At 38.6% G+C, this 25,185-nt stretch carries 24 protein-coding genes and 3 riboswitches; of the genes, 17 read left to right on the top strand and 7 right to left on the bottom strand.

What is annotated here, in order from left to right; all coding sequences use genetic code 11:
- Positions 1–196: 196 nt before the first annotated feature.
- On the bottom strand, positions 197–835 hold the full coding sequence (locus FNK51_RS23745) for a formylglycine-generating enzyme family protein (protein WP_181762332.1): 639 nt from the start codon (positions 833–835) through the stop codon (positions 197–199).
- Between the two features lie 345 nt (positions 836–1,180).
- On the opposite strand from FNK51_RS23745, the gene FNK51_RS23740 reads away from it, so the two are divergent.
- The 5 genes from FNK51_RS23740 (at position 1,181) to FNK51_RS23720 (ending at position 5,397) form a co-directional block, all read left to right on the top strand.
- Entirely contained in the window at positions 1,181–1,978 is a 798-nt protein-coding gene (locus FNK51_RS23740) for a DUF2935 domain-containing protein (protein ID WP_141994905.1), read from the top strand.
- Positions 1,979–2,227: 249 nt separating this feature from the next.
- Positions 2,228–2,878, top strand: a complete 651-nt coding sequence (locus FNK51_RS23735; protein WP_141994904.1) for a GntR family transcriptional regulator — start codon at positions 2,228–2,230, stop codon at positions 2,876–2,878.
- A 113-nt stretch (positions 2,879–2,991) separates the two neighbouring features.
- Complete coding sequence (locus tag FNK51_RS23730; protein WP_141994903.1) at positions 2,992–3,780, top strand: SDR family NAD(P)-dependent oxidoreductase; 789 nt, start codon at positions 2,992–2,994, stop codon at positions 3,778–3,780.
- 34 nt (positions 3,781–3,814) lie between these two features.
- The gene (locus FNK51_RS23725) at positions 3,815–4,567 is read left to right on the top strand and encodes an SDR family NAD(P)-dependent oxidoreductase (protein ID WP_098372247.1); all 753 of its coding nucleotides are present in this window, start codon (positions 3,815–3,817) and stop codon (positions 4,565–4,567) included.
- A 44-nt stretch (positions 4,568–4,611) separates the two neighbouring features.
- Positions 4,612–5,397 carry a glucose 1-dehydrogenase gene (locus FNK51_RS23720; RefSeq protein ID WP_141994902.1) on the top strand — a complete coding sequence of 262 codons (786 nt, stop codon included), beginning with the start codon at positions 4,612–4,614 and terminating at the stop codon, positions 5,395–5,397.
- Positions 5,398–5,646: 249 nt separating this feature from the next.
- Here FNK51_RS23720 and FNK51_RS23715 read toward each other — a convergent pair whose 3' ends face one another.
- Positions 5,647–5,802, bottom strand: coding sequence for a DUF4021 domain-containing protein (locus FNK51_RS23715; RefSeq protein WP_098372249.1), 156 nt, complete (start codon positions 5,800–5,802; stop codon positions 5,647–5,649).
- 227 nt (positions 5,803–6,029) lie between these two features.
- On the opposite strand from FNK51_RS23715, the gene FNK51_RS23710 reads away from it, so the two are divergent.
- Positions 6,030–6,677: a lysozyme family protein gene (locus FNK51_RS23710; protein ID WP_260398090.1), complete on the top strand. Its 648-nt coding sequence runs from the start codon at positions 6,030–6,032 to the stop codon at positions 6,675–6,677.
- A 90-nt stretch (positions 6,678–6,767) separates the two neighbouring features.
- Here FNK51_RS23710 and FNK51_RS23705 read toward each other — a convergent pair whose 3' ends face one another.
- The 4 genes from FNK51_RS23705 to FNK51_RS23690 form a co-directional block, all read right to left on the bottom strand.
- Positions 6,768–7,319 carry a ribonuclease FAU-1 family protein gene (locus tag FNK51_RS23705; RefSeq protein ID WP_141994901.1) on the bottom strand — a complete coding sequence of 184 codons (552 nt, stop codon included), beginning with the start codon at positions 7,317–7,319 and terminating at the stop codon, positions 6,768–6,770.
- 233 nt (positions 7,320–7,552) lie between these two features.
- On the bottom strand, positions 7,553–8,053 hold the full coding sequence (locus FNK51_RS23700) for a VOC family protein (RefSeq protein WP_141994900.1): 501 nt from the start codon (positions 8,051–8,053) through the stop codon (positions 7,553–7,555).
- Positions 8,054–8,432: 379 nt separating this feature from the next.
- Positions 8,433–8,846 carry a VOC family protein gene (locus tag FNK51_RS23695; RefSeq protein ID WP_141994899.1) on the bottom strand — a complete coding sequence of 138 codons (414 nt, stop codon included), beginning with the start codon at positions 8,844–8,846 and terminating at the stop codon, positions 8,433–8,435.
- A gap of 65 nt (positions 8,847–8,911) precedes the next feature.
- Positions 8,912–9,379 (bottom strand): DinB family protein, encoded by a 468-nt coding sequence (locus FNK51_RS23690; RefSeq protein WP_141994898.1) that lies wholly within the window; start codon positions 9,377–9,379, stop codon positions 8,912–8,914.
- Positions 9,380–9,813: 434 nt separating this feature from the next.
- Between FNK51_RS23690 and FNK51_RS23685 the strand changes: the two genes are divergently transcribed.
- Positions 9,814–10,194 carry a VOC family protein gene (locus FNK51_RS23685; protein ID WP_063233829.1) on the top strand — a complete coding sequence of 127 codons (381 nt, stop codon included), beginning with the start codon at positions 9,814–9,816 and terminating at the stop codon, positions 10,192–10,194.
- A gap of 77 nt (positions 10,195–10,271) precedes the next feature.
- Here FNK51_RS23685 and FNK51_RS23680 read toward each other — a convergent pair whose 3' ends face one another.
- Positions 10,272–10,592, bottom strand: a complete 321-nt coding sequence (locus FNK51_RS23680; protein ID WP_098372254.1) for a 2Fe-2S iron-sulfur cluster-binding protein — start codon at positions 10,590–10,592, stop codon at positions 10,272–10,274.
- A gap of 270 nt (positions 10,593–10,862) precedes the next feature.
- Here FNK51_RS23680 and cdaS point away from each other — a divergent pair, with 270 nt between their 5' ends.
- The 10 genes from cdaS to FNK51_RS23630 all read left to right on the top strand — a co-directional run bounded on the left by cdaS (position 10,863) and on the right by FNK51_RS23630 (position 24,698).
- Positions 10,863–11,489: a sporulation-specific diadenylate cyclase CdaS gene (gene cdaS / locus FNK51_RS23675; RefSeq protein WP_141994897.1), complete on the top strand. Its 627-nt coding sequence runs from the start codon at positions 10,863–10,865 to the stop codon at positions 11,487–11,489.
- A gap of 276 nt (positions 11,490–11,765) precedes the next feature.
- Positions 11,766–12,512 (top strand): type I methionyl aminopeptidase, encoded by a 747-nt coding sequence (gene map, locus FNK51_RS23670; RefSeq protein ID WP_141994896.1) that lies wholly within the window; start codon positions 11,766–11,768, stop codon positions 12,510–12,512.
- Between the two features lie 245 nt (positions 12,513–12,757).
- The gene (locus FNK51_RS23665) at positions 12,758–13,510 is read left to right on the top strand and encodes a PadR family transcriptional regulator (protein WP_181762328.1); all 753 of its coding nucleotides are present in this window, start codon (positions 12,758–12,760) and stop codon (positions 13,508–13,510) included.
- Positions 13,511–13,626: 116 nt separating this feature from the next.
- On the top strand, positions 13,627–14,874 hold the full coding sequence (locus FNK51_RS23660; RefSeq protein ID WP_141994894.1) for a GTPase family protein: 1,248 nt from the start codon (positions 13,627–13,629) through the stop codon (positions 14,872–14,874).
- A 115-nt stretch (positions 14,875–14,989) separates the two neighbouring features.
- Positions 14,990–16,132 carry an acyl-CoA dehydrogenase family protein gene (locus FNK51_RS23655; protein WP_141994893.1) on the top strand — a complete coding sequence of 381 codons (1,143 nt, stop codon included), beginning with the start codon at positions 14,990–14,992 and terminating at the stop codon, positions 16,130–16,132.
- Between the two features lie 214 nt (positions 16,133–16,346).
- Complete coding sequence (locus FNK51_RS23650; RefSeq protein WP_141994892.1) at positions 16,347–17,618, top strand: sensor histidine kinase; 1,272 nt, start codon at positions 16,347–16,349, stop codon at positions 17,616–17,618.
- A gap of 107 nt (positions 17,619–17,725) precedes the next feature.
- Positions 17,726–19,714: an acetoacetate--CoA ligase gene (locus FNK51_RS23645; RefSeq protein WP_141994891.1), complete on the top strand. Its 1,989-nt coding sequence runs from the start codon at positions 17,726–17,728 to the stop codon at positions 19,712–19,714.
- Between the two features lie 1,003 nt (positions 19,715–20,717).
- Positions 20,718–21,905, top strand: a complete 1,188-nt coding sequence (locus FNK51_RS23640; RefSeq protein WP_141994890.1) for an amidohydrolase — start codon at positions 20,718–20,720, stop codon at positions 21,903–21,905.
- A 602-nt stretch (positions 21,906–22,507) separates the two neighbouring features.
- Positions 22,508–22,750: a hypothetical protein gene (locus tag FNK51_RS23635; RefSeq protein ID WP_141994889.1), complete on the top strand. Its 243-nt coding sequence runs from the start codon at positions 22,508–22,510 to the stop codon at positions 22,748–22,750.
- A 109-nt stretch (positions 22,751–22,859) separates the two neighbouring features.
- A riboswitch (glycine riboswitch) is annotated at positions 22,860–22,959 on the top strand.
- A 3-nt stretch (positions 22,960–22,962) separates the two neighbouring features.
- Positions 22,963–23,019, top strand: a riboswitch (glycine riboswitch).
- Between the two features lie 299 nt (positions 23,020–23,318).
- The gene (locus FNK51_RS23630) at positions 23,319–24,698 is read left to right on the top strand and encodes an amino acid permease (RefSeq protein ID WP_098372264.1); all 1,380 of its coding nucleotides are present in this window, start codon (positions 23,319–23,321) and stop codon (positions 24,696–24,698) included.
- Between the two features lie 329 nt (positions 24,699–25,027).
- Positions 25,028–25,132, top strand: a riboswitch (glycine riboswitch).
- The last annotated feature ends 53 nt before the right edge of the window (positions 25,133–25,185 follow it).

The raw sequence follows: 25,185 nt of genomic DNA, 5'->3' as shown, positions 1-25,185 counted from the left end.
AGTGTGAATTGATGTACGACTAAGATACATGTAAGACAGGTCATTTTTCTGGATTTCAATCTTAGATACGATTTTTTTTGGAATGAACCCAGTTTTTTTGGTACATCACAATTACATACAGCTGGTCTCACTGTTTTTCTCGCCTGTTATCCGTTAGTAAAACTGTAAAGCCTGGAATGAATTTGACTTGCCGAGGTTATAAAGAGCGGGCAAGACGGAATCCTAGGTCGTCTATGCAAAATGTCGGATGACTGCGCCGACGACATGAAGCTCCACAACCCCTGGCATCCTCAGCCCAGCTTCCTCCTCGAAAAATACGGTAGGTGCCGTACACTTGTTCATCATATAAATCCCAGCACCATTCCCAAACATTCCCTAGCATATCATGCAGACCCCATGGATTCGGTTCCTTTGTTCCTACTTCATGGATCATTCCCCCTGAATTTTCGTTATACCAGGCAATCTGATTTAGGTCTCCGTATCTATAACCAGCTGTCCCTGCTTTACATGCATATTGCCACTCTGCTTCTGAAGGAAGTCGAAAACCGCTTGATTCCCAATCACAAACTATGTTTTCACCATTTTTAGAATAACACTCTCCCAGTCCAGCTTTCCGTGAAAGTAGATTACAAAAAGAAATTGCATCATTCCAAGAAATATTCACAACAGGTTTTAGATCCCCATCAAAGGAATTAGGTGATTTGTTCGTATTAGCATAGTAGAAATCCGCAGTAACAGGATAACGGGCAAGAAGAAATGGTCTTATTTCAGCTTTCCATTTGCTTTTAATTCTGTCGTCCCTTAATTCTATTTCTCCCCCTGGAATTTTCACCATTGGACAGTAAATGTAACTCGTTATTTCCTTTGACAATCTACCTTCCTCCAAATGATCAGAATTTTACAAATCTTACCACAATCAGAACTGTTAAATCAATACAAATATAGATTCAAATAAGTACAAAAACCACCGTTTTTGAAGAGGGTATGCGGAGTAGATGTGATTATGTAATGCAATTATGATTGGGACACATTAATTTTTCTTGGTGCATGAACTATCGAGCGGGGAAGGGAGCAAGCTTAAGCTTCATGACCCCCATTTAATTAATATTAATAAGTTTGTAGGTTTTGGAATACAAATTATAAGTGAGTTTCGATACATTAAATTATGGGGGGAGAGCGAATGAACGAGTTTTTGGAAAAAACAGCAAGATTCGAGCATCGGTTTTGGCTGCAAATCTTAGGAGACCATGGCAGGTTCATCCATGAGTCTTTAGCTCCGGTTGAAGTGGAAAACATTGAAATTGCCTCAGAATTCATTCGAATTTTTGATACTCTCCTTGGTAAAGCCAATTCAGAAGAGATTTCGCAACTAACTGCCATGGCGGAAGAAGAGGCATTAAGGTTTCGAGAGTTTAAGCTATGCCTACTTAAAGAACATCTGGTAGGTAAAATAAAAATACATCTTTCACCTTCATTCATTAATCATATGGTGAACGAATTAGAAGAATATTTAAGATTATTGAAATACTTCAATTCAAATCAAATGCCGCCTGTTTTCCATGAACTTCATCATCATTTGATTTGGCTTTTAGATGCAGCAGGGCATGCAAGTGCAATTTCATCTAATATGGATGATGTTGAAAAAAGATTAAAGGAGAAAAGTGATCAATATAAAAAACATTTTAATGATTTTTATTTAAAAGCTGTTGAAATGGCTGGATATTTACGAACCAATCTGTCAACATTCCCAGCATTGGAAAAAATGAATCAGGACGTTACATTGGAAATTAAATTCTTTCAGCACTTTCTGCTTGAATTGGAGGAGCTTGACCTCAGTGCGCAGGCTCTTGGAACGTTTTCACCATTAATGGCAGATCATATGTGGCGTGAAGAATGTTATTATTTAACGAAACTCGCTGAATCGACAGACACAGAAAAGCCAAACTGCGATCCAGCGAAACCTAGGCTAGTGGAATAAAAAAGTGAACCATAGAGCCCTTTCTATATAAGGGGCTCAAATCTGTTGAATTTACCTTCAAACTCAGTAGGATATTTAACTCTTCAAAGAAGCGTTCGGTCATCTTGTCTTTCTTAGCCTCGTATAGTTTAATACGTTTTTCTCGGTTGGTTAACATTACGGAGTGTAATTTTTAAGGAAGTTAATTCCTATCCTTATGTTATACTAAAAGAACTAAAATCAATTATAGAAGTATAGGAGTGCTGAAAGATGTTTGGAAATACTTCCAATTTGACAGATGGCATTTATTTTGGAGAATCGTTACCACAACAAATCGCTAAACACATTTTAAAAAAAATCATTGAAGGTGAAATAGAAGCTGGAGAGAAAATCGTCGAAGAGGACATTTCCAAAGAATTGAATACGAGCCGTGCACCAGTACGCGAAGCCCTTTATCTATTACAGGTTGACGGTATTGTTGAGAGAATGCCGAGGCGGGGAACGATCGTAAAGCCATTTTCACAAAAGGAAATCATTGAATATAATGATGTTACAATCGGGCTGATCCAGATGTGCATTGAATTTTCCCAAGGGAAGTGGCACGCAGAAAATAAGCAATCATTACGAAAGCATTTGGAAAGTGCAACCGATGAGTGTGAAAAAAGTAATGTAATCGAGTATCAAAAAAGGGCAACACAGATATTTCGATATATTTTTTCAGTCGCTAATAACAAAGCATTATCAAGATTTTTTGAAGAAGCCAGTCATATCCTAATGGTTTTTGCCCAAAGTCAATGGAATACGGAAACGATGGAAAGTTTCCATTTCAGATTAAAAATGTCCATTGAGGCCATTATCGAAGACGATTTCGTTAAGGCAAAAAATGAAATTCATGAAGCTCTGAATCGTGGAGTGATGTAGAGTCTTTGACTCTAAAACCAAATTGTCGACAATCGACAAAATTAGTGTTATGATGTAATCGTATACAAACAAGAATATCATCACCAAGATCAAAGGGAGAAAGGGAGAATATTATGCAAGCATTTGATTTTACAGAAAAAGTAGCAATTGTTACCGGCGGCGGCGGGGGTATCGGCCGGGCAGCTTCTATTACACTTTCAGAGTATGGAGCCAAAGTGGTTGTTGTAGACCTTTCTGAAGAGGCTGGCATGTTAACGGTTAATGAAATCAAAGAAAAAGGCGGAGAAGCGAAGTTCGTTAAAGCCGATGTTACAAATGAAGACGAGATAAAAAATTATGTTCAAAAAACGATAGATTCTTATGGGAAAATCGATATTTTCCTGAATAATGCAGGGTGGGAAGGCAAAATCATGCCACTTGTCGATTATCCTACTGAAGTTTTCGATCAATTAATGTCAATAAATGTACGCGGCGTTTTCTTGGGTTTGAAACATGTATTGCCATATATGATTGAACAAAAAAGCGGGGCGGTCGTGAATACAGCTTCTGGAGCTGGCTTACTCGCAACGCCAAACATGGTGGCGTATGGTGCAAGTAAACATGCGGTTCTTGGAATGACGAAAACTGCTGGTGTCGAAGTTGCTCCCCATGGTGTACGGGTGAATGCAGTCTGCCCAGGTGTCGTCAACACGGCTATGATGCGGTCGATTGAAAGCGGATTTGGTCAAGGTGATTCCGCGGCAGCTGAAACGGCTAGAAAACAGTTGGAAGCAACGACTCCGGATGGTCGGTATGCTGAGCCGCAGGAAATTGCAAATCTAATGATGTACTTAGTATCAGATCTTTCCAGCCACATTACGGGTCAAGAACTTGTAATTGACGGCGGGGCCATTTTAATCTGATAAGCAATAGACTTTATTATAGGGGGACGAATACATGAGTTTAAAAGGAAAAGTCATAGTAATTACAGGAGCAGGCAGCGGAATTGGAAAGGAAACGGCATTTAAATTAGCTGAACAGGGAGCTATTGTCGTAGCGGCTGATTACAATGATGTTGCTGCTAAAGAAACGGCTGAATCTATTCAACAAAAGGGAGGCACGGCTTCTTTTGTGAAAGTGGATGTAGCTAAAGCGGAAGAAGTGGAAGCGATGGTAGAAGCTGCAGTTGCCAATCATGGCACCATCGACGGAATTTTCAACAACGCTGGAATTGGACTAGTAAAACCATTTTTAGAGATGGATCCAGAGTCTTATCACAGAGTCGTTGATGTTGATCAACACGGCGTTTATTATGGCATGTATTATGCAGCAAGGAAGATGGTGGAGCTTGGGGTAACAGGCGCAACGATTGTTAATACAGCTTCAATATATGGGACGATGGTTTCAATTGGCAGCTTTAATTACCATGCTGCAAAAGCTGCAGTCATCGCCATGACTAAATCAGGAGCAATTGAACTTGCGCAATATGGGATTCGTGTTGTCGGTGTGGCACCAGGTTTTATCGAAACGCCGATCATTGGTGATGATCAAGAGTTCCTGGACAGTTTGGCACAACTTCATATGAGGAAAAAATTGATTCAGCCAGAAAAAGTTGCTGAAGTTGTAACGTTCTTGTTCTCTGAAAAAGCGGATGCCATTAATGGACAAGTCATTCCTGTTGATGATGGATTCTTAAGCTTTAAGGGGTAATCATTATAATCAAATAGATTTTTCAGAAAAAGGAGTTTTAACATATGAGCAAACGATTCGATGGCAAAGTAGTAATCATTACAGGTGCAGGATCAGGTTTAGGACAAGCAGCCGCATTGGAAATGGCTAAAGAAGGAGCTAAACTTTCATTAGTTGATTTAAACGATGCATCTTTGGAAGCAACAAAAAAATTAATCTTTGAAATTGCACCAAATTCAGAAGTGCTTCTGATCACTGCAGATGTTTCGAATGAAGAAGCAGTAAAGAACTATGTAGACCAAACAGTCAGCAAATATGGTAGAGTCGATGGTTTTTATAATAATGCGGGTATCGAAGGTAAACAGGCACCAACGGCTGAATACGATAGCAACGTTTTCAACAAAGTAACGGACATCAATATTAATGGTGTATTTTATGGCATGAAATACATCCTGCCAATCATGAAAGAACAAGGATCAGGGGCAGTGGTGAACGTTGCTTCTGTAGGCGGAATTCGTGCTGTGCTTAACCAAGCTGCGTACGTTGCAAGTAAACATGCTGTAGCAGGATTAACAAAAACAGCTGCCATAGAATATGGTCAATACGGAATCAGCATAAATGCCATTGCACCAGGAGTAATATTAACAGCGATGGTAGAAGGTTCATTCAGGCAAATAGGCGGGGAGAATTGGAAAGAAGCAATGGCGGATTTCGTCAGTGTGAATCCTAAGAAACGCTTTGGTAAACCTGAAGAAGTCGGCCGTTTAGTCGCTTTCTTATTATCAGGGGAATCAGAGTTCATCAACGGGGTAGTCATTCCGATTGATGGCGGACAATCATCACAATACTAATTAAGTAAAGGGAGTGCCAGTATTAGGTCACTCCCTTTTTAATCGTATCCTTTATGGTTAGAGACCAAAACTTTTTTGGATTTGATGAAAACGAAGACTTTCTGGGTTTTCGTTTTTTTTGCTTATGTAAAAAATCAGTTTATAGCCTAAATGCGAACCTTTAGAATAGATTCAAGAAGCTAAAAAACAGATGAACTCATTAAAAAAACGCCATACAAGGCGCTTAACAAAATTTCAAGGAACCAATCGTTATTTTTCTTTATCATGAAGCTTATCTTCATATTCAGTTTCCAACATACCATACAGACCATTCATTTCTTGTTCATCAGGATCTGCCCCAAACTCATTTCTATTTTTTTTCTTTTTATCATCAAGGATTTCTTCTTTATCATTCTTCCTATCCATACATATCACCTCCACACAATAGGGTGTCTCATTATCCGAAAAAACATACGCTGAGCGACCAGGTCTTTTTAAGTTTTCTTGCGTTTAAGTTAAGAGTTAAACATAAAATACTAATTCATTACTAGTAATCTCATTTTCAAGAACATTTAATTGGTATTCTAAATAGTTATAACTCTTACTATTTGTTAAGATATAAATATATAACTTAGAGATAACGGAGAGAGATTGTGAAGAAGAAACGTAAGAAATCAAAGAATGTTTTTGTCATTTTTATCCTCATTTTTGCATTTTTGCTAATAAAGGAGATCATGCGAACCCCCAATTCTGAAAATGTTTCCACATCAGTAAATACGCTTGATTCTTTTGCGAACGTGAAAAAGTATAGTTCACTTCTCAGAGACGAGTTGGCTAAATACGGGCTTGAGGAGCATACTTCGACATTGATTGCTTTGATGCAGCAGGAAAGCCGAGGACGGGGCGGTGACCCAATGCAGGCATCTGAGTCAGCGGGTCTTGATCCAAATACAATCACAGATCCAACGGAAAGCATTAAGTATGGAGTGAAACATTTTAAGAGAATCAATGAATATGGCAATGAAAAGGACGTGGATTTTGCCACGATCATTCAAGCATATAACATGGGAATTGGTTATATTGATTTCGTTGCGAATAAAGGGGGCAAGCATACTGAGGAGCTTGCGAAGAAGTTTTCCATGCTTCAGGTCGAAAAAAACCCTACCCTTTATGATTGCGGCGGAGACAAAGAGAATTTTCGATACCCATATTGCTACGGTGATTACTCATACAGTGCGAAGGTATCTAAGAACATTGAGGAGCTTGCCGACAGTATATCGGCTCAAGCTGATGGTGAGTGAGGGAGAACAAAAAAGCCTGCTGAATGAAGTAGGCTTTTTGTTCATGCTAAAGGTTTCACTGTTGTTGAGTTCAAAGTATCAAAACCAATGTCATTTGTTGTTCAACCATGGAAGGAGGTCTTTATGTTTATAGAGTTTCTCGGATTCTGAAATGGTTTGTGAAAGAAGAATATCAATGGAATCAAGTAAAGAGTTTAGGGCTTGTTTAACAGAACCACTCTCATAGTGCTCTAAGGGCACAGGTAACTCTTCCTCGTCTAAAATAAAATGTGCCCCACCCGGAAGCACCAAGATATCAATGATCAAATCCTCAAAGGAAACCAACTTATCCTCCAAATATGTATTCCTTACAATATTAAAATAGGATCCTAAATAATTCCCTTGGTTATCTCTCCAAATGTATAAATTATAAGGACGGTCTTTCCAATAATGAGCAATCGTATAACTGCCTATAGGAATGGTTAGTTTTATAGGACCCGCTTTCATCGTGAAAGAATCCATGATTTCATGAAAAAGCACGACATGTTGATTTTGTGCTTTTAACAGCAAACAGTTATATTCCACAACTAAGGAGTCATAGCGGATTTTTCTTTCTATTATTTCATCGCCACGCTGTAGTGCTGGTGTAAATATATTGTCCATCGTTTCTATTTCTCCCTTAAAAACTATCTAGATCATTTATTTCATTATACTTAATAAGGTTTTTCTTTTCTAATAGGGGGATCGCCAGGGAAATGGGGATTAACAGCTTTAAGGAAATTCAAATATTAAAACCTAATTTCACACCTACAATAACGAGAAACTAGGTTTTAGTTACTTCAAAATCGTACACTTCTGGAATAAACACAACTTACAAGATAGTTGTTTCTTGGAACCTATCCTATATACGCCTGCTTTAAAGTATTAATGTCAATTTTCTTCATTTGGAGCAGCGCTTTCATAACTCTTTCCGATTTTTCAGGATTGGAGTCGTTTACCATCTCGGTTAGTTCTGCAGGGACAATTTGCCATGACACACCAAATCGATCTTTCAGCCAACCGCACACTTGCGCTTTTTCGTCTCCGCCTTCGGAAAGTTTTTCCCAATAATAATCCACATCTTCTTGATCGTCGCAATTGATGATAAATGATATTGCCTCTGTGAATTTGAATTGAGGGCCGCCATTCAATGCTACGAATGCTTGTCCTTCCAATTCAAATTCCACGGTCATCACTGACCCCTCTTGCTTCCCGTGGATTTGATTTCCTTCATTTCCATAGCGAGTGATCCTACCGATCTTAGAATTTTCGAAGATGGATGTGTAGAACTTTGCCGCCTCTTCAGCTTGATTATCAAACCACAAGTTGGTTGTGATTTTTTGAATTTTATTTTTCATAATTTCTCCTTTTCGGTTACATATTTAGTAAGTCTTTGATAACTAAACCCTTCAGTTATTTGGGTTATAAGTGAAATTTATTTTTCGAGTATTGAAATACCCTATTACTATACACCATTTATCAGGAACCTAGAAAATTATGTAAGGGTTAGGGTGAAGTTAAAAACCGTTTGAGAATTCAATTTTTACTAGCCAATCATTTAACTAATTACCTTTATATAGCATCCCCTAAGGGTTAACGAAAAATTATTTCCTTATGCTAGTTACGGTATCTTTGCCCCTAGTGTGATGGAAATAAAAAAGGATATAGAAACTTTTCACCAGTGAAAAGACCTATATCCAAATTGAAGAATAATCAATAAAGTGTCATGTTCATTTCTCAGCTCTCGAAGTTGAATTGCCATTTGATTCCGAATTTATCGGTTAACTGACCGTAAATTTTACTCCAGAATGTTTCTTGGAGCTCTAGACCAACCGTGCCGCCTACACTTAGTTTGTTAAAAATCGATTTAATTTCATCCAAGTCACTACCGACATATGCCAGGCTGATATTGTTGCCTTCAACAAAGGGCATACCAGGAAAAGTATCGGAAAACATGACATTGCTTCCATTAATATTTAGCCTTGTATGCATGACTAAATTTTTCGCTTCTTCTGGAAGTGCAAATTCCGGATTAGGCGGTGTTTCACCAAAGGTCATGATATTTGGTTGCTCCGTTCCAAAAACCTCTGCGTAAAACTCTACTGCTTCTCGACAATTCCCATTAAAATTAAGATATGCATCAACTGACATCTATCTCACTCCAATTTTTTTATTTTTATTCGTTGCTACAAGTTTATTGACATCATGTTGCATTATTACCTGACGAAAAACTCCGGTGGTTCAATTCCGAGCGTTCTAAGATAGATATAACCTTGTCCCCTATGATGGATCTCATTTTCCAAGGCATATTGAAGTCTGTCAAAGTGGCTTTGTGAGGGACCGAAAAAGGGATCCTTTTCCACCATTGCAAGCGTTTCCTCGGTCATTTCCTCCCACAGTTTCCTAGTATCATCCCTTACTGCTTCGCATGCTGAAACTAGTTCCTCTTTGGTGGAAATTCCAGCAAACGAATCTGGATACTCCCAAACACTAAGTGCAATACCACGCATATATCCAGTCTCAATGTTCATGATTTCTTTAACCATCTCTGCGAAAGGGCGAAGCTTCCCTGCCGGGGTATAGTGAAATAATTCCTCTTCAGGAAAGGCTTCAACCACCCGCATTGTTAATCTCCTGTTGCCTTCCAATATATTTAACAAACCCTCTTTCGATAGAACCACCATTTCACCCTCCTTTGAGAAATACTCTGTATAGAAGTTCTGGAGAAAATTGAAAAGTCCTGCAACTCCTGTGAATTTCTGTTTGTAAAGTTTACACAGCTTTTTTTAACTACCAGGGGAAGCTTCCTAAAAATATCATTTTTCTTTTGCATTAACACATAGACGGTTTTTTACTCCAAGAGAGTTAGAGTTAAAGTACCATTAACTGTGGTATCGCAATATCTGGAAGGGAATTCGCACATACAGATTATTTGGATTATATAATTAAGCAAAATACGTAAGAAATTGACTTCCCAAAGTCGGTAAATGGAATGTGAATATTGATTAAATCTTGTATTTATTATACGATTCAATTGGTTATATATTTCCAACCAACAATATGCTTATACGTAATGGATATCATTAATAACGGAGCCAGCAGAAAAGGAGAGAAGCAAATGATTAATAAAGTCGGTCAAATCATGTTATATGTAAATAACCAAGACGAGTCATTGAAATTTTGGACGGAAAAATTCGGTTTTAGTGTAATTTCTGAAGAAGATAACGGCCAAGGGCTAAGATGGATTGAAATAGCCCCAACAAAGGAAGCACAAACGAGTATCATCCTGCATAATAAGGAATTCATTGCTAAAATGCAGCCGGAATTAAATCTTAATACACCTTCGTTAATGTTTTACTCGGATAATCTTGATGAATTATATAAAGACTTTTCGGAGAAGAATATCAAAGTTGGGGAACTTGTGAATATGCCATCTGGAAGAGTCTTCAATTTTGCTGATAATGAAGATAATTACTTTGCGGTCATGGAAAAGAAGTAAATCATTAAAGATAAAAGAACATCAAAACGACTAGAAAAACTATTTTTTAGTCATTTTGATGTTTTTGATACTACTATTTAGTCTGCAGGCCTTGTCCCAGCAGGAAGTCCAGAGTTCTCAACCGTCTTGATCGGCCGAACGGTTATGTCTCCATTCACGTAAATTTGACAAGATAAACGCAAATGATCTTCCATTCCTTTGTCTTCAAAGACCTTTTTTTCTTTTTGTGTGACCTCCAAAAAATCACCTGCCAATATTTCCACTCTGCAAGTTGTACATTTAGCCTTCCCGCCGCATCGGTGAAGAATATTAATACCATTATCCTCCAATGCTAATACTAACTTTTTTCCATTCTCAACTTCAAACGTTCCTTGGTCAAATACTGTTACGTAAGGCATCTAATACCACCTCTTATTATAAAATATCTTTCAACAGGTCATTAACATATCTATTCTCTTACCTTGTCCATATGACATAAAAAAATGTGAAGTCATTACTGATTGCTAGTTAAGATGAATAATTAATTATCTTGAAGACAAACTTTAAGTACATTCATAATAATAAATTTAACAAAGCATAAACAGAGCTAGGGAAAATAAGAATGTTCATTTAGAGAGATAATTAAGATTTATTGAATAAAAGAGAGTGAAATAATAAAAGGGAGGTGCATGCCTGTGACTAATGGCAATTGTGATTTTTCACCAATGAAACAAATGTTAAAAGAGGAAATTCGTCAAGTAATATCGGCATTACAGGATAACTTAGAAGCAATGGGTGATGAAAATTATTGTCTTCTTGGAAATTTCGAGAAAATAAAGGATAAATTCGTATACATCGATATGAAAGCAGCAACATTTTATTTGAACTGTTATTTGTCACCATTTACGGACAAATATCCCGAATTATCAATTTGTGTACAAAATTTGTCGAACTTGAGACATGGCGGGTTGATTGTTATTCAACGGGGAGATTCTCTTGATTCTTTGATCCAACCAGGTATTTCAATAGGAGCGGAGTTAACCCATTCTTTATTGGAATCAATTTTTTTTCCTGGAAATCCACTACATGATGGTGCCGTATTGGTTAGTCAAAATCAGATTGTTTCCGCAGCAAATGTCCTTCCGCTTTCAGACAGACCAACAGGGGGAAAAAAACTTGGAACACGCCATCGCTCTGCTTTAGGTTTATCTGAACGAAGTGATGCCCTTGTATTGGTAGTATCAGAGGAAACAGGAAGAGTTTCATTCGCGTTTAATGGGAATTTATACCCAATTAATGCTCATGGGCCCATTTAGAATTTTTGAGACCATTAAGTCAATAGTAATTATAATTCTGTAGGTAATTCACCCACGAAAAAATAATCATAGAGCAATTGGGTAAAGGAAAACGTATTTTTTTTACTTTTGTAATTCAAAAGCTTATTTTTCTCGGTATTACAGGTACGGAAAAGGTCATGAATTAATTAACCCGGTGATTTTTACCGGGTTTTTGGTTGCTTTTTATATAAAAAAAGGCATATGATAAATAAGGAGTCTCAATCAGAAAAGTTATAAAACGAAAGAGGATTTTAAATGATAACCATTAAAAGTGACCGAGAAATAAATTTGATGCATGAAGCGGGCAAACTTCTTGCTGCGACGCATAGAGAAATTGCAAAAATGATAAAACCGGGCATCACGACTTGGGAAATCGAAGAATTTGTCGATAAGTACTTGGCAGAGCATGGTGCCACTCCTGAACAAAAGGGCTATAACGGCTACAAATATGCAACGTGTGCATCAGTGAATGATGTAATCTGCCACGGCTTTCCGCAAAAGAAAGCCTTAAAAGAGGGAGACATCGTTACGATTGATATGGTAGTGAACCTTAACGGAGGTTTGGCGGATTCAGCTTGGACATATGCAGTCGGAGAAGTTTCCGATGAAACTCAGCGTTTAATGGATGTAACCAAGAATGCTTTATATAGAGGCATCGAAGTTGCACGGGCAGGAAATCGTCTTGGGGACATCGGGCATGCAATCCAGTCATATGCAGAAGGTGAAAAGTTTTCTGTTGTTCGCGATTTTACAGGGCACGGAATCGGTAAAACCATGCACGAGGACCCAACAGTCCTACATTATGGTAAGCCAGGTAAAGGTGCCCGTTTAAAAGAGGGAATGGTCATCACGATCGAGCCAATGTTGAATGCAGGAACATGGCATATGAAAATGGACCAAGACGGCTGGACGGCAAGAACGGCAGATGGAAAACTCTCCGCCCAATATGAACATACCCTCGTCATTACAAAAGAAGATCCGATCATTTTAACGGAACAGTAAACAAAAAGAAGAAACGGCCTAATCATGTGCCGTTTCTTCTTTTTGTTTTATTGAAATATTTCACAATAAACCTCGGCAGAATATTCTGAATACCCTTTACCCACAATAGATCAAATTCGAAAAATTAGTACTAGGCAGTTAGGCATTAAAAACTTTACTATTATGTGGGAGCACAGGATAATAAGGGGAAGGAAGAAATAATTAATAATATGTTATATAAACACTATATAAAGGGGGTAATGACTGTGAAGAAAGGGGAGAAACTGTCTGCAACGGTTGAAACGGTTGGGTTGAGCCAGCGGGAATTTTTAACGATTTTTTTACTACACTCTTTGAGAATAAAAGCGAATTATCCAAGGGCGATTCATCAGGACCTAAAAAATACGTTCACTGGAAAAGTGCATAGCTATGACTATCTATGTAAAATATCCAATACGCTAGTCGAATCCAATCATTTATCATTATATACGAATAAGGGAAGAAATTATTATCAAATAACTGAAAAAGGCAAAGAGCTTTACATATGGTATCAAGAAAATTTCCTGGAACGGTTTTCCGAAGTGAAAAAGGTCATTGATCGCTTCATGTTCGATTTAAGGGGTTCTGGTGAAAACCCACCAGTTATTAATGAACTTCCAGAAGAATACAGGTCGTATTTCTCGAAAATAATATCGGTGAAAGACCTTGTCCGTTATGTAACTTTAAAAGCCGCTTTCACTAAGAAGCCCATTTACATGGGGGAAATTGGCGATCTCCTTAAAAATCAGTTCGGTTGGATCGCTTCAAACGGCTATTTATACGATTTATCTCATGAAATGGAAGAGAACGGCCTTCTTGTCGGCAGGTGGGAAAGTGAAAAACGAACTAAACGGTATTTACGAATCACCGATGAAGGACAGCATCATTACAAACAGATTGCGGATTCTGCAGCCTTTCAAGTCCAGGAAATCCAAAAATACATGGCCAGTGTCGTTATGTTCTTAAAAGAAAAGAGTTAAATGAAATAAGAAATGGAGCCCCTTAATTTTGCAAGGAGATTGAAGTTACATGCTTAAATTGAATCGTTCAAGGGTAAATGTTACTTAAAAAACTTCTTAACAAGGGGGAATGACTGATGGTGGAAAAACACGAAGAAATGGGAAGCATATTCAGTTTCATTAAAGGCCAGGTAGATAAACTGCCCATTTCACAATCGAAAAAGAACAAAATGCTCGACCAGCTCCTAAAGCTTAAAACGATGACAGTTGATGCAAGGGAACCGCGAATTGCTCTTGTAGGAAGGCGGGGGTCCGGAAAATCATCACTGATCAATGCGATGTTTGGACAGGAACGGCAATATGTCAGTTCCGTTAAATCTGGAACGGGTAAGGGAAAATGGCTTTGGTACCCGAGTGATGCCGAGCCCAAAATCCGTTTGCTGGACTCCCGGGGACTGGGTGAGAGTGAAGCTCCTACGGAAGAGTTCGAAGAAGAAACACCAATGGATGAATTGATAAAAGCGGTAACCGAAGAACAGCCTGATGTGTTTCTTTTTTTGATTAAAGCAAAAGAAACAGATTCAAGGGTTGAAGAAGATTTAAAAGAGTTGAAGAAGCTGCGCAAAATCGTTAAAGAGAATCACCATTATGATGTACCCGTAATCTGTGTGGTCACCCAAGTGGATGAATTAGATCCGCCACATTATAAACAAGCACCTTTTGATGCCAATCCTAAGAAAAAACAGAATATTGATGAAGCCATCGCTTTGATGTCAAAACGATTTAAAGAGAGTGAAATACCACTATTGAACATCATTCCTATTTGTTCGTATATTGATTTTGATGAAAATGGAAATATTGAATATGATATGCGTTGGAACATAGATTTGCTTTCTGATTACTTGATCGAGGCCTTACCCAGTGAAGCGAAGCTGAAGACCGCCAAAGCGATGCAGAGCCAATTCGTTAAGAAGAAATTCGCGCGGACGATAGTGGGAACGTTTACGGCAATAGCTGGTTTAATAGGTGCAGAGCCGATACCTTTCGCTGATTTTCCCATTTTGACCGGCATTCAAGGTTTGATGATTGTGGTGATTGGTTTTATCGCGGATAAAGAAATCAATACAAAAACTGCAAGTGAATTCATTGCGGCATTAGGGATCAATGTTGGAATCGGTCTCCTTGTGAGGGAAGGTGTCAGGGCTGCAGTCCGATTCATCCCAGGAGCTGGTCTAGCGGTTTCAGGTGCGGTAGCGGGCGCGGTCACATATGGAATCGGGCAAGCAGCGATAGCTTACTTTCTCGAAAACAAAGATATTGATCAGGCGAAGGAAGCTTACAAGAACGCGAACAAAGAATATAAAAATGAAGATATTGACTCTTAATGGGCAGATTCAAACCATAAACTACACTAAGGTGATATGATAAAGTGGAGTTCGCAGTTCTGTTTCTGCTGCAAAATGGTTCAGGATTTTGTTTACTACAGAAGGGATGATCTTCATGTCGTTTTTTCATTCACAGAAGCAAAAAGAATATATACAAAAATTAGAGGATGCGATTCAGTCCTTTTCCGGCCGATCTGAAGCGCTTGATGATTCAAAGGGATTTCCTTTTGAAAACATTCAGGAGTTAAAGGAATTCGGATATCCCCAATTAACTTTAGCAAAAGAAGATGGCGGATATGGCGGTTCGTTATATGATTTTCTCCTATGCCAAGAAAAAATAGCCCAATATTGCGGCCCGACAGCCTTAGGAATAGGGTGGCATGTCGGAACGGTCCTATCCTTAACGGAGAAGAGACCATGGGAAAAAGGAGTCATGAATGAATTGTTTGATGAAGTGTCTAAAGGCGCTCTCATCAACACGGCAGCATCTGAGGCTGGAACAGGAAGCCCGACGCGCGGAGGCCGACCGGAAACGATCGCTATCAAAAAGGGTCAACAATGGAATTTGAATGGCAGAAAGACTTTCACTACACTCTCACCCGTCCTTGATATTTTTCTAGTAACGGCATGGGTTCCCGAGGATGAGCAGCTAGGCACATTTTTAATTCATCGTGATGTAATGGGGGTAAGTATAGAAGAAACTTGGGATATGATTTCCATGCAGGGGACAGGAAGTCACGATTTGGTATTAAATGATGTCAGCCTGCCTGAAAAGTATTATGTGATGAAAAGCAATCCTGGTGAAAAAAGAAAGCCTGAAGCGTGGCTATTACATATACCGGCTTGCTACTTGGGTATCGCAGTGGCTGCCAGAAATTACGCAGTCGAATTTGCGAAAACCTATTCTCCCAATAGTTTACCAGGACCAATCAGGGACCTTCCGAATGTTCAACGGACAATCGGGGAGATGGAACTGGAATTGGGCGAAGCACACCATTTCCTCTACTCTGTCGCAGAAAAATGGGTGCGGCACCCTGAAAGTCATGATGAATTATCGAAGCAATTGGGTGCTGTTAAGTTATCGGTCGTCAACAAATCGATTTCCATCGTCGATAAAGCGATGAGAGTCGTCGGTGCCAAAAGCTTACAACGAAATAATCCCCTGCAACGTTACTATAGGGATGTACGAGCAGGACTTCATAATCCTCCGATGGATGATGCGACAATCACCACGCTCGCAAAGTCAGCTCTTTATTAAGTTCGTATTCGGATATTATTTTGATGGCACTGAAATGACTTCGTCGTTTCAGTGTTTTTTTTTAGCCCTGAATCATCCGCTTTCTTTGTTGGTCCCTCTAGCTGCATCTTTTTTTAGTCCAGCATGGAAATTTCACTAGCTTATCATTCTCTATCTTGTTATGATTGATATACCTGTCTAAATCTTCGAAAAATATCGAAAGTTCGGTGTAATAATGAATCTTATGACAAAAGATTTACTGATTAACTTTTTAATTATCCTTTTTCCGATCTTTTTATTGCAAATGAGCTATCTAGTGAAGTACGTATACCGTTTAGATGCATTAAAAGGATCCTTCCTATCGATTTTCCCTATTCTTTCACTTGTTCTATGCATGCTGTTTCCCGTTGTTATAGAAGAGGATTTTGTTTGGGATCTTAGATGGATCCCTTTTCTTTTAGGCGGTTTATATGGAGGCTACCGGCTAGGAATCATATTGATAGTCATCACTCTTCTTATTCGCTATTTATCAGGGGGGGAAAATGGATTTTATATCTCATGCATCACTTTTCCACTCATGGGTGTTTCCTTGTTTTTTATATCTAAATACTATCTAAAAATGTCTGTCAGTAAAAAAATCTGCATTGGTATATCATTAATATTCATAGTTCATATTCTCACACAGTTTATTTCAACAGTAATATTTGAACTTACTATCGGTATAAGTCTATGGAAACAATACTTCACGATTCAAGTCATAGGAATCGTTGTTGTGATCATATTATGGGAAGTCATCCTCACTAATTTTCAGGTTCTCGAAAAATTAGTGAAAGCGGAAAAGTTGCAGCTCGTTAGTCATCTGGCTGCAAGCATATCTCATGAAGTCAGAAATCCCCTTACAGTTACCAGGGGATATATTCAAATGTTAAGCGAAGACGTGTCTTCCCACACGAAGGTCAATTATGCAAATATTGCATTGAAGGAATTAGATCGGGCCACAGATGTCATTAATGATTATTTGACGTTTGCTGCCATAAGCCCTGAAAACACAGAGCGATTAAGGGTATCCGAGGAAATTCAGCATGTCGTGAACAACATAAAACCATTGGCTAACAATAATCGAACAGAATTGAAGCTATCCCTAATCGAAGATGAAGCTTATTATGTCATGGGGGAAAGGAAGAAATTCCAGCGGTGCTTGTTCAATATCTTAAAGAATGGCGTAGAATCGATGCACCATGATGGTGAAATATACATACAGTTAATTCGTGCTGCCACCACCATCCAAATTAAGATTCAAGATCAGGGAATTGGGATGACACAGGAACAAATATACCGTTTAGGTGAGCCTTACTTCACGACAAAAAATAAAGGGACGGGATTAGGAATGATGGTTTCATATAGCGTTATCAAAAGCATGGATGGAACGGTACATGTATCAAGTGTACAAGGGAAAGGGACATGTTTCTCTATTAACCTGCCTATACATAGAAACGAGCTGATTTAAGTTTAGTGTAAATTGACGGTTTTAAACTCATAGATTACAATTTAAGTAAACTACCAATATTATGAAATGATTCAATAACGCATTTGATACCTAAGGGAGATGATGAAATGAAATCGCTTACAGATGGACAAATCATTTGGGAACCGACAAAGGAACAAATCGAGCAAACGGTATTGACTCAATATGTGAAATGGTTAAAAGAAAAGAAAGGTTTAACATTTCATGATTATCATGAATTATGGAAATGGTCGGTAGATGAACTGGAGGAATTTTGGGCTTCCATTTGGGAATATTGTGATGTAAAAGCAGCCAGGAAATATGATAGGGTTTTAGCGGAGCAAACAATGCCAGGTGCGAAATGGTTCGAGGGGGCAAGGCTAAATTATGCTGAAAATGCATTATTGAATGATCAAGAAGAAAAAACGGCGATTTTTTTTCGTTCCGAACATATCAGGCAGCAAGAGGTTAGCTGGAAAGAGCTGAAAGAAAAAGTAGCTTCTGTCGCCCATTCATTAAGGAAACTTGGTGTGAAATCCGGTGACCGTGTTGTTGCCTATATGCCGAATATTCCTGAAGCGGTCATAGCTTTCTTGGCAACAGCAAGCATAGGTGCCATCTGGTCCAGTTGCTCACCTGACTTTGGGGCAAGAAGTGTCATAGATCGTTTCAAACAGGTTGAACCGGTTGTATTACTGGCGGTTGATGGGTATCAGTACAATGGAAATGTATATGATAAAACATCAGTCGTCTCACAGCTTATACAGGAATTGGTCACTCTCAAGCATACCGTGTTAGTTCCTTACATAGAAAAAAAGAATTTGGAAGTGAATCTGGCAGATGTGATTCCTTGGGATGACCTTTTAAAAGAAAAGACAGAATTATCTTTTGAAAGTGTTCCGTTCGATCATCCGCTGTGGATTCTTTATTCATCAGGTACAACCGGGATGCCAAAACCAATTGTACAAGGGCATGGCGGTATATTATTGGAGCATTTTAAATCAACAAGAATCCATCAAGGCATGACTTCCGAGGATACTGTATTCTGGTTTACGACGACAGGCTGGATGATGTGGAATCTCCTTATGGGCGGTCTACTTAATGAAGGGAGCATCGTCCTTTATGACGGCAGTCCTTCTTTTCCGAATGTGAATGCCCTTTGGGAATTGGCGGAAGATACAGGCATGACTTTCTTTGGAACAAGTGCACCTTTCCTTACCAATTCCATGAAGTTAGGAAATAAACCCATGGGAAAATATGATTTATCCAAATTGAAGGCTCTTTTTTCCACTGGAGCTCCATTGTCTGGCGACGGTTATAAATGGGTGTATGAGAATGTCAAGAAGGATATCTGGCTCAGTTCATCCAGTGGCGGAACCGATGTTTGTGCCGGTTTTGTTGGCGGTGTCCCAACATTGCCCGTGAGAATCGGAGAAATACAAGGAAGGGCATTAGGGGTTTGTGCGGAAGCCTTTGATGAGTATGGTCAAACATTGATTAATGAAGTCGGTGAATTGGTCATTACCAAACCGATGCCGTCCATGCCGTTATACTTCTGGAATGATCAAGACGGGTCAAGATACTACGAGAGTTATTTCGAAACGTATCCTGGCATATGGAAACATGGTGATTGGATAAAAATCGACGACAAGGGCAGCTGTATCATTTATGGACGTTCCGACTCGACCATCAACCGTTCTGGTGTACGGATGGGAACTAGCGATATCTACCGGGTCGTCGAAGCGATAGACGAGGTGATGGAAAGCCTTGTCATTGATAGGGAAGTGCTTGGCCGGGGTTCCTCACTGTTACTGTTCGTTGTTCTTAAGCCCGGTAAAGCCCTGGATACTTCATTGACGGCAAAAATCAAGGAACAAATCAGAGGGCATGTGTCCCCTCGCTTTATTCCTGACCAAATCCATGTCGTTGAACAAATTCCAAAAACATTGAACGGAAAGAAAATGGAAGTCCCGATTCGTAAAGTGTTATTAGGGTTCGAGTTTGATAAGGTAGTGAATGCAGACTCAATGGGAAATCCAGAATCGCTACAGTTCTTTAAAGAATTAGCTCTCGAGTTGAATGAGAAAAAAATATTCTAGCATTAAGGCGGAGCAAAAAGCTCCGTCTTTTTTAGTTTAATGGGCCTGGTGCTATTTCCCCAACAAGCACTTCTATTTCTGGATATGGGTTTTTATTTTCGAAGTCAATATGAAAATATTTTTACACGATATACGAAAAAGGAAAGCTCATTAGCATAAATCCAGAGCTGCAGGCGTAATAGTTCATGATTATGAATTTCGCTGCCTTTATGAACACCTGGATGACGATAAGAACTATCCAACAGTGTCCCTGTAGGCAATATACCCAATAATGACTCATTATATTTGAATAGTATTATTATAATTAATTTAGAGGAAGCAATTAGAAGGCTATGAAGAAGCAGGAGAAAGGTAAACGGGAAAAGACGTAATATCTTTTGCGAAGGTCAATCGCAACTTCCATGTGGCGGAGGTGGATTTTCATTCATTGCAATAATTGGTATGTTTCTGCTGAAAGATAAACCAGAAAGGAAACGGTGCCTATAAATTCGATTACACTGGCTTGATCATTTTTACCATTATAATGATTGCCTTGAATGTATTTATTAATTACGGAGCAGATTAGGATGGACAAGTCCGATTTCAATCGTCCTACTCGTTGCCACAATCATAGGCATTATTGTTTTAATCGTTGAAAATAGCAAAGATATCGTTCTGATTGACTTTGCTGTATTTCAAAATAAGCCATATACAGGTGGCAAGCTCACTTGGCAGTGCATTCGGCGTCGCGATTTCTTCAGCTGCTGTTTACGGTGGAATAGCAGCAAATTGAAAGCTTGAAACAGCGGCTTCAATAGGGATTTTCGTAAACGTTATATTCGCTGTGCTTTCAATATCATCTATTATCTTTTTGGTGCAAAAGGTACTGCTAAAACATCTAATGCTCCTAAAAAATCACAGGCTGGTAGCAACCGGAACCCTATTGCAGAATAATTAGCTGTTGGAAATGTAAAATGCCACATTTAACTGCGTTTTCGAAAAATAATGAAGGGATGAAAAGATTATGAGAAGTGAATTAATGGAAATGCTACAATCCCGTAAAGTTGAAATGATTGAAATTCGTAGGCACCTACACGAAAATCCTGAGCTTTCTTTTAAAGAAGAAAAGACAGCTCAATATATTATCGATTTTTATAAAGAAAAGGACGTAGAAGTTCAATCTAATGTAGGTAATGGATACGGAATTATCGTGACCATTAAAGGTGGAAAGCCTGGAAAAAACATCGGTCTTCGAGCTGATTTTGATGCGCTTCCAATTGTTGAAGAAACGGATATACCCTTTAAATCAAAAAATGAAGGCGTTATGCATGCGTGTGGTCATGATGGCCATACAGCCTACTTGTTAGTCTTGGCGGATTGCCTCATTCAATTAAAAGATGAAATTCCCGGTACAATCAAAATTATTCATCAGCATGCGGAAGAAGTTCCGCCAGGCGGGGCAAAGAGTATTGTAGAATCCGGCGTGATTGACGATTTAGATAATATATTTGGAATCCATCTGCTGCCAATGGATTCAGCAGGAGTTGTTGGTTATCACGCTGGATATTCTTTTAACGGCAGGGCTTATCTGAAATTAAAAATTCAAGGCAGAGGTGGACATGGTTCCTCACCACACCTAGCGAATGATGCCATTGTGGCTGGTGCTCATTTTGTTACAGCTGCTCAAACGATTATTAGCCGTCGATTAAGTCCATTTGATATTGGTGTGATTACTATTGGATCTTTTGATGGAAAAGGAACATTTAATATAATAAAAGACAGCGTAGAGCTTGAAGGCGATATCCGTTATATGACTGTTGAAACAAAAGAAAAAATTGAAAAGGAAGTTAAACGCCTTGTAAAAGGACTTGAAGAAGAGTTTGGTGTAACATGTGATCTTACATATACGAATGACTATCCACCTTTATATAATGATCCCGAACTAACAGGAAAGGTTGCTGAGTTTCTTAAGAATGCAAAGGATAAAGATATTAAAGAAGTAATGGAATTTCCAGCAATGCCGCCATCTGAAGACTTTGCTTACTATGCTGAAAAAATCCCTTCCTGCTTCTTTTACATTGCATGTACACCTAAAGGAGTAGAAAAACCTTATTTTAATCATAATCCTAAATTTGATATCGATGAAGATGCCCTTCTCGTGGCAGCAAAAGCAGTAGGGTATGTTGTTTGTGGTTATTATGAGTTAGATTAAGGAAAAGAATAGATTCATTTGTAAGGTGTGGTTCAGATTACCACAGGATTTGCTGAATTAGATATTTTTATTAGTAAAAAGTAAAACGATTGCGGAGAAAGGCTAATGGCAGTACCTGATAGACGGATCTCCGTGTGAAGGGAAACTTTCATGCACGGTGCGAGGTAGGGGCTGATTGATTCTATAAATAAAAAATCTAACCACCCTATTACTATGGAAAAGGCAACGATAACTTCGAATTTTCACCTATCTGTAAATAGGGAATGCAAATAAATCAACCCTTTTTATAGAATGAATCAATTGAATTTTTATAAGGGTGTGTTTGGATCATCCTAAACACGCCCTTAAAATATGTCATTTTATCAAGGTAAGGTATAGAATTGATCATACTTTATGGATATGTTTTAAAAAAAGAGGCTAACCAAATTAGAGGCCTGGTTTGACGCTGGTAAAGTGAAATGGGAGATGGTTTCGTTAACACGTCAAGCATTGTGAAAATGAATGCTTGATGATAAATATAAACCGTATTGATCCAAATTATGTTATTCTATTTTTGTTTACAACAGTCCGTCTGAAAAACTGTAAAGGGGGTATAAGGCTTAATGGTTAAGGAAAAGAAAATCAAGCTAAAGAAGCCAAAGAAGTGGTGGGTATGGGTTCTAGCAATAGTCATCATTGCTAATATAGCAGGTGGTGGGGCTGAAGAGGAAGTTGATAAAGAAGAGAAGGCTTCTGATACTGCTGAACTTAGGGAGGAAGCTCCTAGACAATCTTTACTGCTGCAAGGATTTTCGCGAGTCTCGAATTTTCTCTTTTTCCATACATTAATTATGTTAAAACTATAGACTTTTGTCCATATTTAATTATCAGAAAATAGAGCTTTTTCAGATAATAATTGAAATATCTATTAAAACCCGATAATATACAACTAGTAGTACAACTCTATACCAGCGGATGAAGATTGTGGGAGAGACTAAACATTGTTTAGCACCGAAGGAGCAAACCCTAAAAAGCAGGGGACTAATCTCTCAGGTAAAAGGACTACAATTGGACGCGTCTCTGAAGAGCGCCATAGGCCACCGAAGGAGCTAAACTCTCAGGTAAAAGGACAGAGGAAGTTAGGAAAATCCCTATCTTTCCTCTGTCTTTTTTTGTACTTGGAAAGATAAAAAGAGAGGAGAGTGCATGGAGATATGTAGATAAATGAGTCTATCCTTTCATTTGTACAACTAATGGTATATTTTCAAAAAAGGCTGGTAGATCTATTTCAAAAAACTATATCTAGTACCCAACAAGAAAGCGCTTACAGTGATAGGGCAGTCTCCCAGTATGCTAATAATTCACACTCAAGGACTGAACCTTTATAAGGAAAAAATTCCAAGTAGCCTATAAAAGTAGAAAGTGGGGAATCGTATGCAGGAACAAAAGTTGGATAGAGGGTTAAAAAACAGGCACGTACAACTCATAGCTATTGGTGGTGCAATCGGAACGGGATTATTTCTTGGAGCAGGAAAATCTATTCATTTAGCTGGGCCATCAATTCTATTTGCTTACATGATTACAGGCATCATTTGTTTTTTAATCATGCGCGCACTTGGAGAACTACTCTTATCTAATTTGAACTATCATTCCTTTGTTGACTTTGTAAGAGACTATTTAGGTAATATGGCAGCATTTGTAACCGGCTGGACATACTGGTTCTGCTGGATCTCAATCGCAATGGCCGACTTAACAGCAGTTGGACTTTATACTCAGTATTGGTTTCCCTCCGTACCGCAGTGGATGCCTGGATTAATTGCACTAGTCATTCTGCTATTTATGAATCTTGCAACCGTAAAACTTTTTGGCGAAATGGAATTCTGGTTCGCATTAATTAAGGTCATAGCTATTCTAGCATTAATTGTTATCGGTATTTTCATGATTATTAAAGGCTTTTCCACTGATTCAGGCGCAGCAAGTTTCACGAATCTATGGAGTCACGAAGGTATGTTCCCAAATGGAATAAATGGTTTTGTCCTCTCATTCCAGATGGTAGTGTTTGCGTTTGTGGGCATTGAACTTGTAGGACTTACAGCAGGTGAAACAGAAGATCCAGAAAAAGTTATCCCCAAGGCGATCAATAATATTCCTATTCGGATTATAATTTTCTACATTGGCGCACTTATTGTCATTATGAGTGTTTATCCGTGGAACGCAATCATCCCAACGGAAAGCCCATTCGTTCAAGTATTTGTGGCTGTAGGTATTGCTGGAGCTGCTGGTATCGTTAATTTTGTAGTCCTAACATCGGCTGCTTCGGCATGTAACAGCGCAATCTTCAGTACAAGCCGGATGGTATACTCACTTGCCAAAGATAAAAATGCACCTGTACCGTTTGCAAAACTTAATGACCGTAAAGTACCTTCCAATGCATTGTTCTTTTCAACTGTTGTCATTTTAATTTCTGTTGTTTTGAATTATTTAATGCCTGAAGGAGTATTTACCTTGATTACAAGTATTTCTACCGTATGTTTCATCTTTATTTGGGGAATTACAGTCATCAGTCATTTGAAATACCGTAAAACAAGACCAGATCTAGTGAAAAAGAACAAATTTAAATTACCACTTTATCCAATTTCCAATTACTTGATCCTTGCTTTCCTAGCGTTCGTCCTTGTTGTTCTTGCACTTGCGGACGACACTCGTGTTGCCTTATTCGTTACTCCTGTTTGGTTCATTATGCTGATTGCGATTTATAAGATGCGCATAACGAAGGTGGATCAGGCGAATCAGAGAGAGGTAGCGGGGAATTAAGAGGCAAGAAATCCTTTGATTCTATTTGCTGTGTTTGTCCAGATAGTTGCCGCTCCATTTTTTCCAACTCGGTGAGTAAAAAATCTGCCCGTTTTAAAAAGCCAAAGATATCTGGTTGATTCTATGATAATTCGAAATAAATATTTTAGAATAGTATTGTTAGCGCTTTCAAAAATGCTTGACATAATTATTCTCAACAACTATTCTAAATGTACCAAATTGAATAAGCGGATGACAGTTGTGGGAGAGTGCAAAGCGACAAGCCACCGAAGGAGCAAGTTCCAAAAAGACCCTTGGAATAAATCTCTCAGGTAGATGGAACCACAAATGGACGCACCTCTGGAGAGCGCGTATAAACATATACGCCACCAAAGGGGAAAGGCTCTATTAAAAAATGGAGCTAAACTCTCAGGTAAAAGGACAGAGAAGGGTAGAGAACGCTACGACCCTTTTCTGTCCTTTTTTGCGTGCAAAAAAGGTTGTAAAG

Source organism: Bacillus sp. B4EP4a (genome assembly GCF_006680105.1).
GTDB lineage: Bacteria > Bacillota > Bacilli > Bacillales > DSM-1321 > Peribacillus > Peribacillus simplex_E.
The sequence above is the reverse complement of the archived record's forward strand: the minus strand, read 5'-3'. Positions and strand labels throughout refer to the sequence as shown.

What these genes read in the sequence shown, in the direction of transcription:
- FNK51_RS23630 (WP_098372264.1), top strand. Translation starts at nt 23,319, where the DNA reads ATGCAGGAACAAAAGTTGGATAGAGGGTTAAAAAACAGGCACGTACAA.
- map (WP_141994896.1), top strand. Translation starts at nt 11,766, where the DNA reads ATGATAACCATTAAAAGTGACCGAGAAATAAATTTGATGCATGAAGCG.
- FNK51_RS23660 (WP_141994894.1), top strand. Translation starts at nt 13,627, where the DNA reads ATGGTGGAAAAACACGAAGAAATGGGAAGCATATTCAGTTTCATTAAA.
- cdaS (WP_141994897.1), top strand. Translation starts at nt 10,863, where the DNA reads ATGCCTGTGACTAATGGCAATTGTGATTTTTCACCAATGAAACAAATG.
- FNK51_RS23700 (WP_141994900.1), bottom strand. Translation starts at nt 8,053, where the DNA reads ATGAAAAATAAAATTCAAAAAATCACAACCAACTTGTGGTTTGATAAT.
- FNK51_RS23745 (WP_181762332.1), bottom strand. Translation starts at nt 835, where the DNA reads ATGGTGAAAATTCCAGGGGGAGAAATAGAATTAAGGGACGACAGAATT.
- FNK51_RS23655 (WP_141994893.1), top strand. Translation starts at nt 14,990, where the DNA reads ATGTCGTTTTTTCATTCACAGAAGCAAAAAGAATATATACAAAAATTA.
- FNK51_RS23680 (WP_098372254.1), bottom strand. Translation starts at nt 10,592, where the DNA reads ATGCCTTACGTAACAGTATTTGACCAAGGAACGTTTGAAGTTGAGAAT.
- FNK51_RS23640 (WP_141994890.1), top strand. Translation starts at nt 20,718, where the DNA reads ATGAGAAGTGAATTAATGGAAATGCTACAATCCCGTAAAGTTGAAATG.
- FNK51_RS23725 (WP_098372247.1), top strand. Translation starts at nt 3,815, where the DNA reads ATGAGTTTAAAAGGAAAAGTCATAGTAATTACAGGAGCAGGCAGCGGA.
- FNK51_RS23715 (WP_098372249.1), bottom strand. Translation starts at nt 5,802, where the DNA reads ATGGATAGGAAGAATGATAAAGAAGAAATCCTTGATGATAAAAAGAAA.
- FNK51_RS23720 (WP_141994902.1), top strand. Translation starts at nt 4,612, where the DNA reads ATGAGCAAACGATTCGATGGCAAAGTAGTAATCATTACAGGTGCAGGA.
- FNK51_RS23695 (WP_141994899.1), bottom strand. Translation starts at nt 8,846, where the DNA reads ATGTCAGTTGATGCATATCTTAATTTTAATGGGAATTGTCGAGAAGCA.
- FNK51_RS23740 (WP_141994905.1), top strand. Translation starts at nt 1,181, where the DNA reads ATGAACGAGTTTTTGGAAAAAACAGCAAGATTCGAGCATCGGTTTTGG.
- FNK51_RS23735 (WP_141994904.1), top strand. Translation starts at nt 2,228, where the DNA reads ATGTTTGGAAATACTTCCAATTTGACAGATGGCATTTATTTTGGAGAA.
- FNK51_RS23645 (WP_141994891.1), top strand. Translation starts at nt 17,726, where the DNA reads ATGAAATCGCTTACAGATGGACAAATCATTTGGGAACCGACAAAGGAA.
- FNK51_RS23685 (WP_063233829.1), top strand. Translation starts at nt 9,814, where the DNA reads ATGATTAATAAAGTCGGTCAAATCATGTTATATGTAAATAACCAAGAC.
- FNK51_RS23635 (WP_141994889.1), top strand. Translation starts at nt 22,508, where the DNA reads ATGGTTAAGGAAAAGAAAATCAAGCTAAAGAAGCCAAAGAAGTGGTGG.
- FNK51_RS23650 (WP_141994892.1), top strand. Translation starts at nt 16,347, where the DNA reads ATGAATCTTATGACAAAAGATTTACTGATTAACTTTTTAATTATCCTT.
- FNK51_RS23690 (WP_141994898.1), bottom strand. Translation starts at nt 9,379, where the DNA reads ATGGTGGTTCTATCGAAAGAGGGTTTGTTAAATATATTGGAAGGCAAC.
- FNK51_RS23730 (WP_141994903.1), top strand. Translation starts at nt 2,992, where the DNA reads ATGCAAGCATTTGATTTTACAGAAAAAGTAGCAATTGTTACCGGCGGC.
- FNK51_RS23705 (WP_141994901.1), bottom strand. Translation starts at nt 7,319, where the DNA reads ATGGACAATATATTTACACCAGCACTACAGCGTGGCGATGAAATAATA.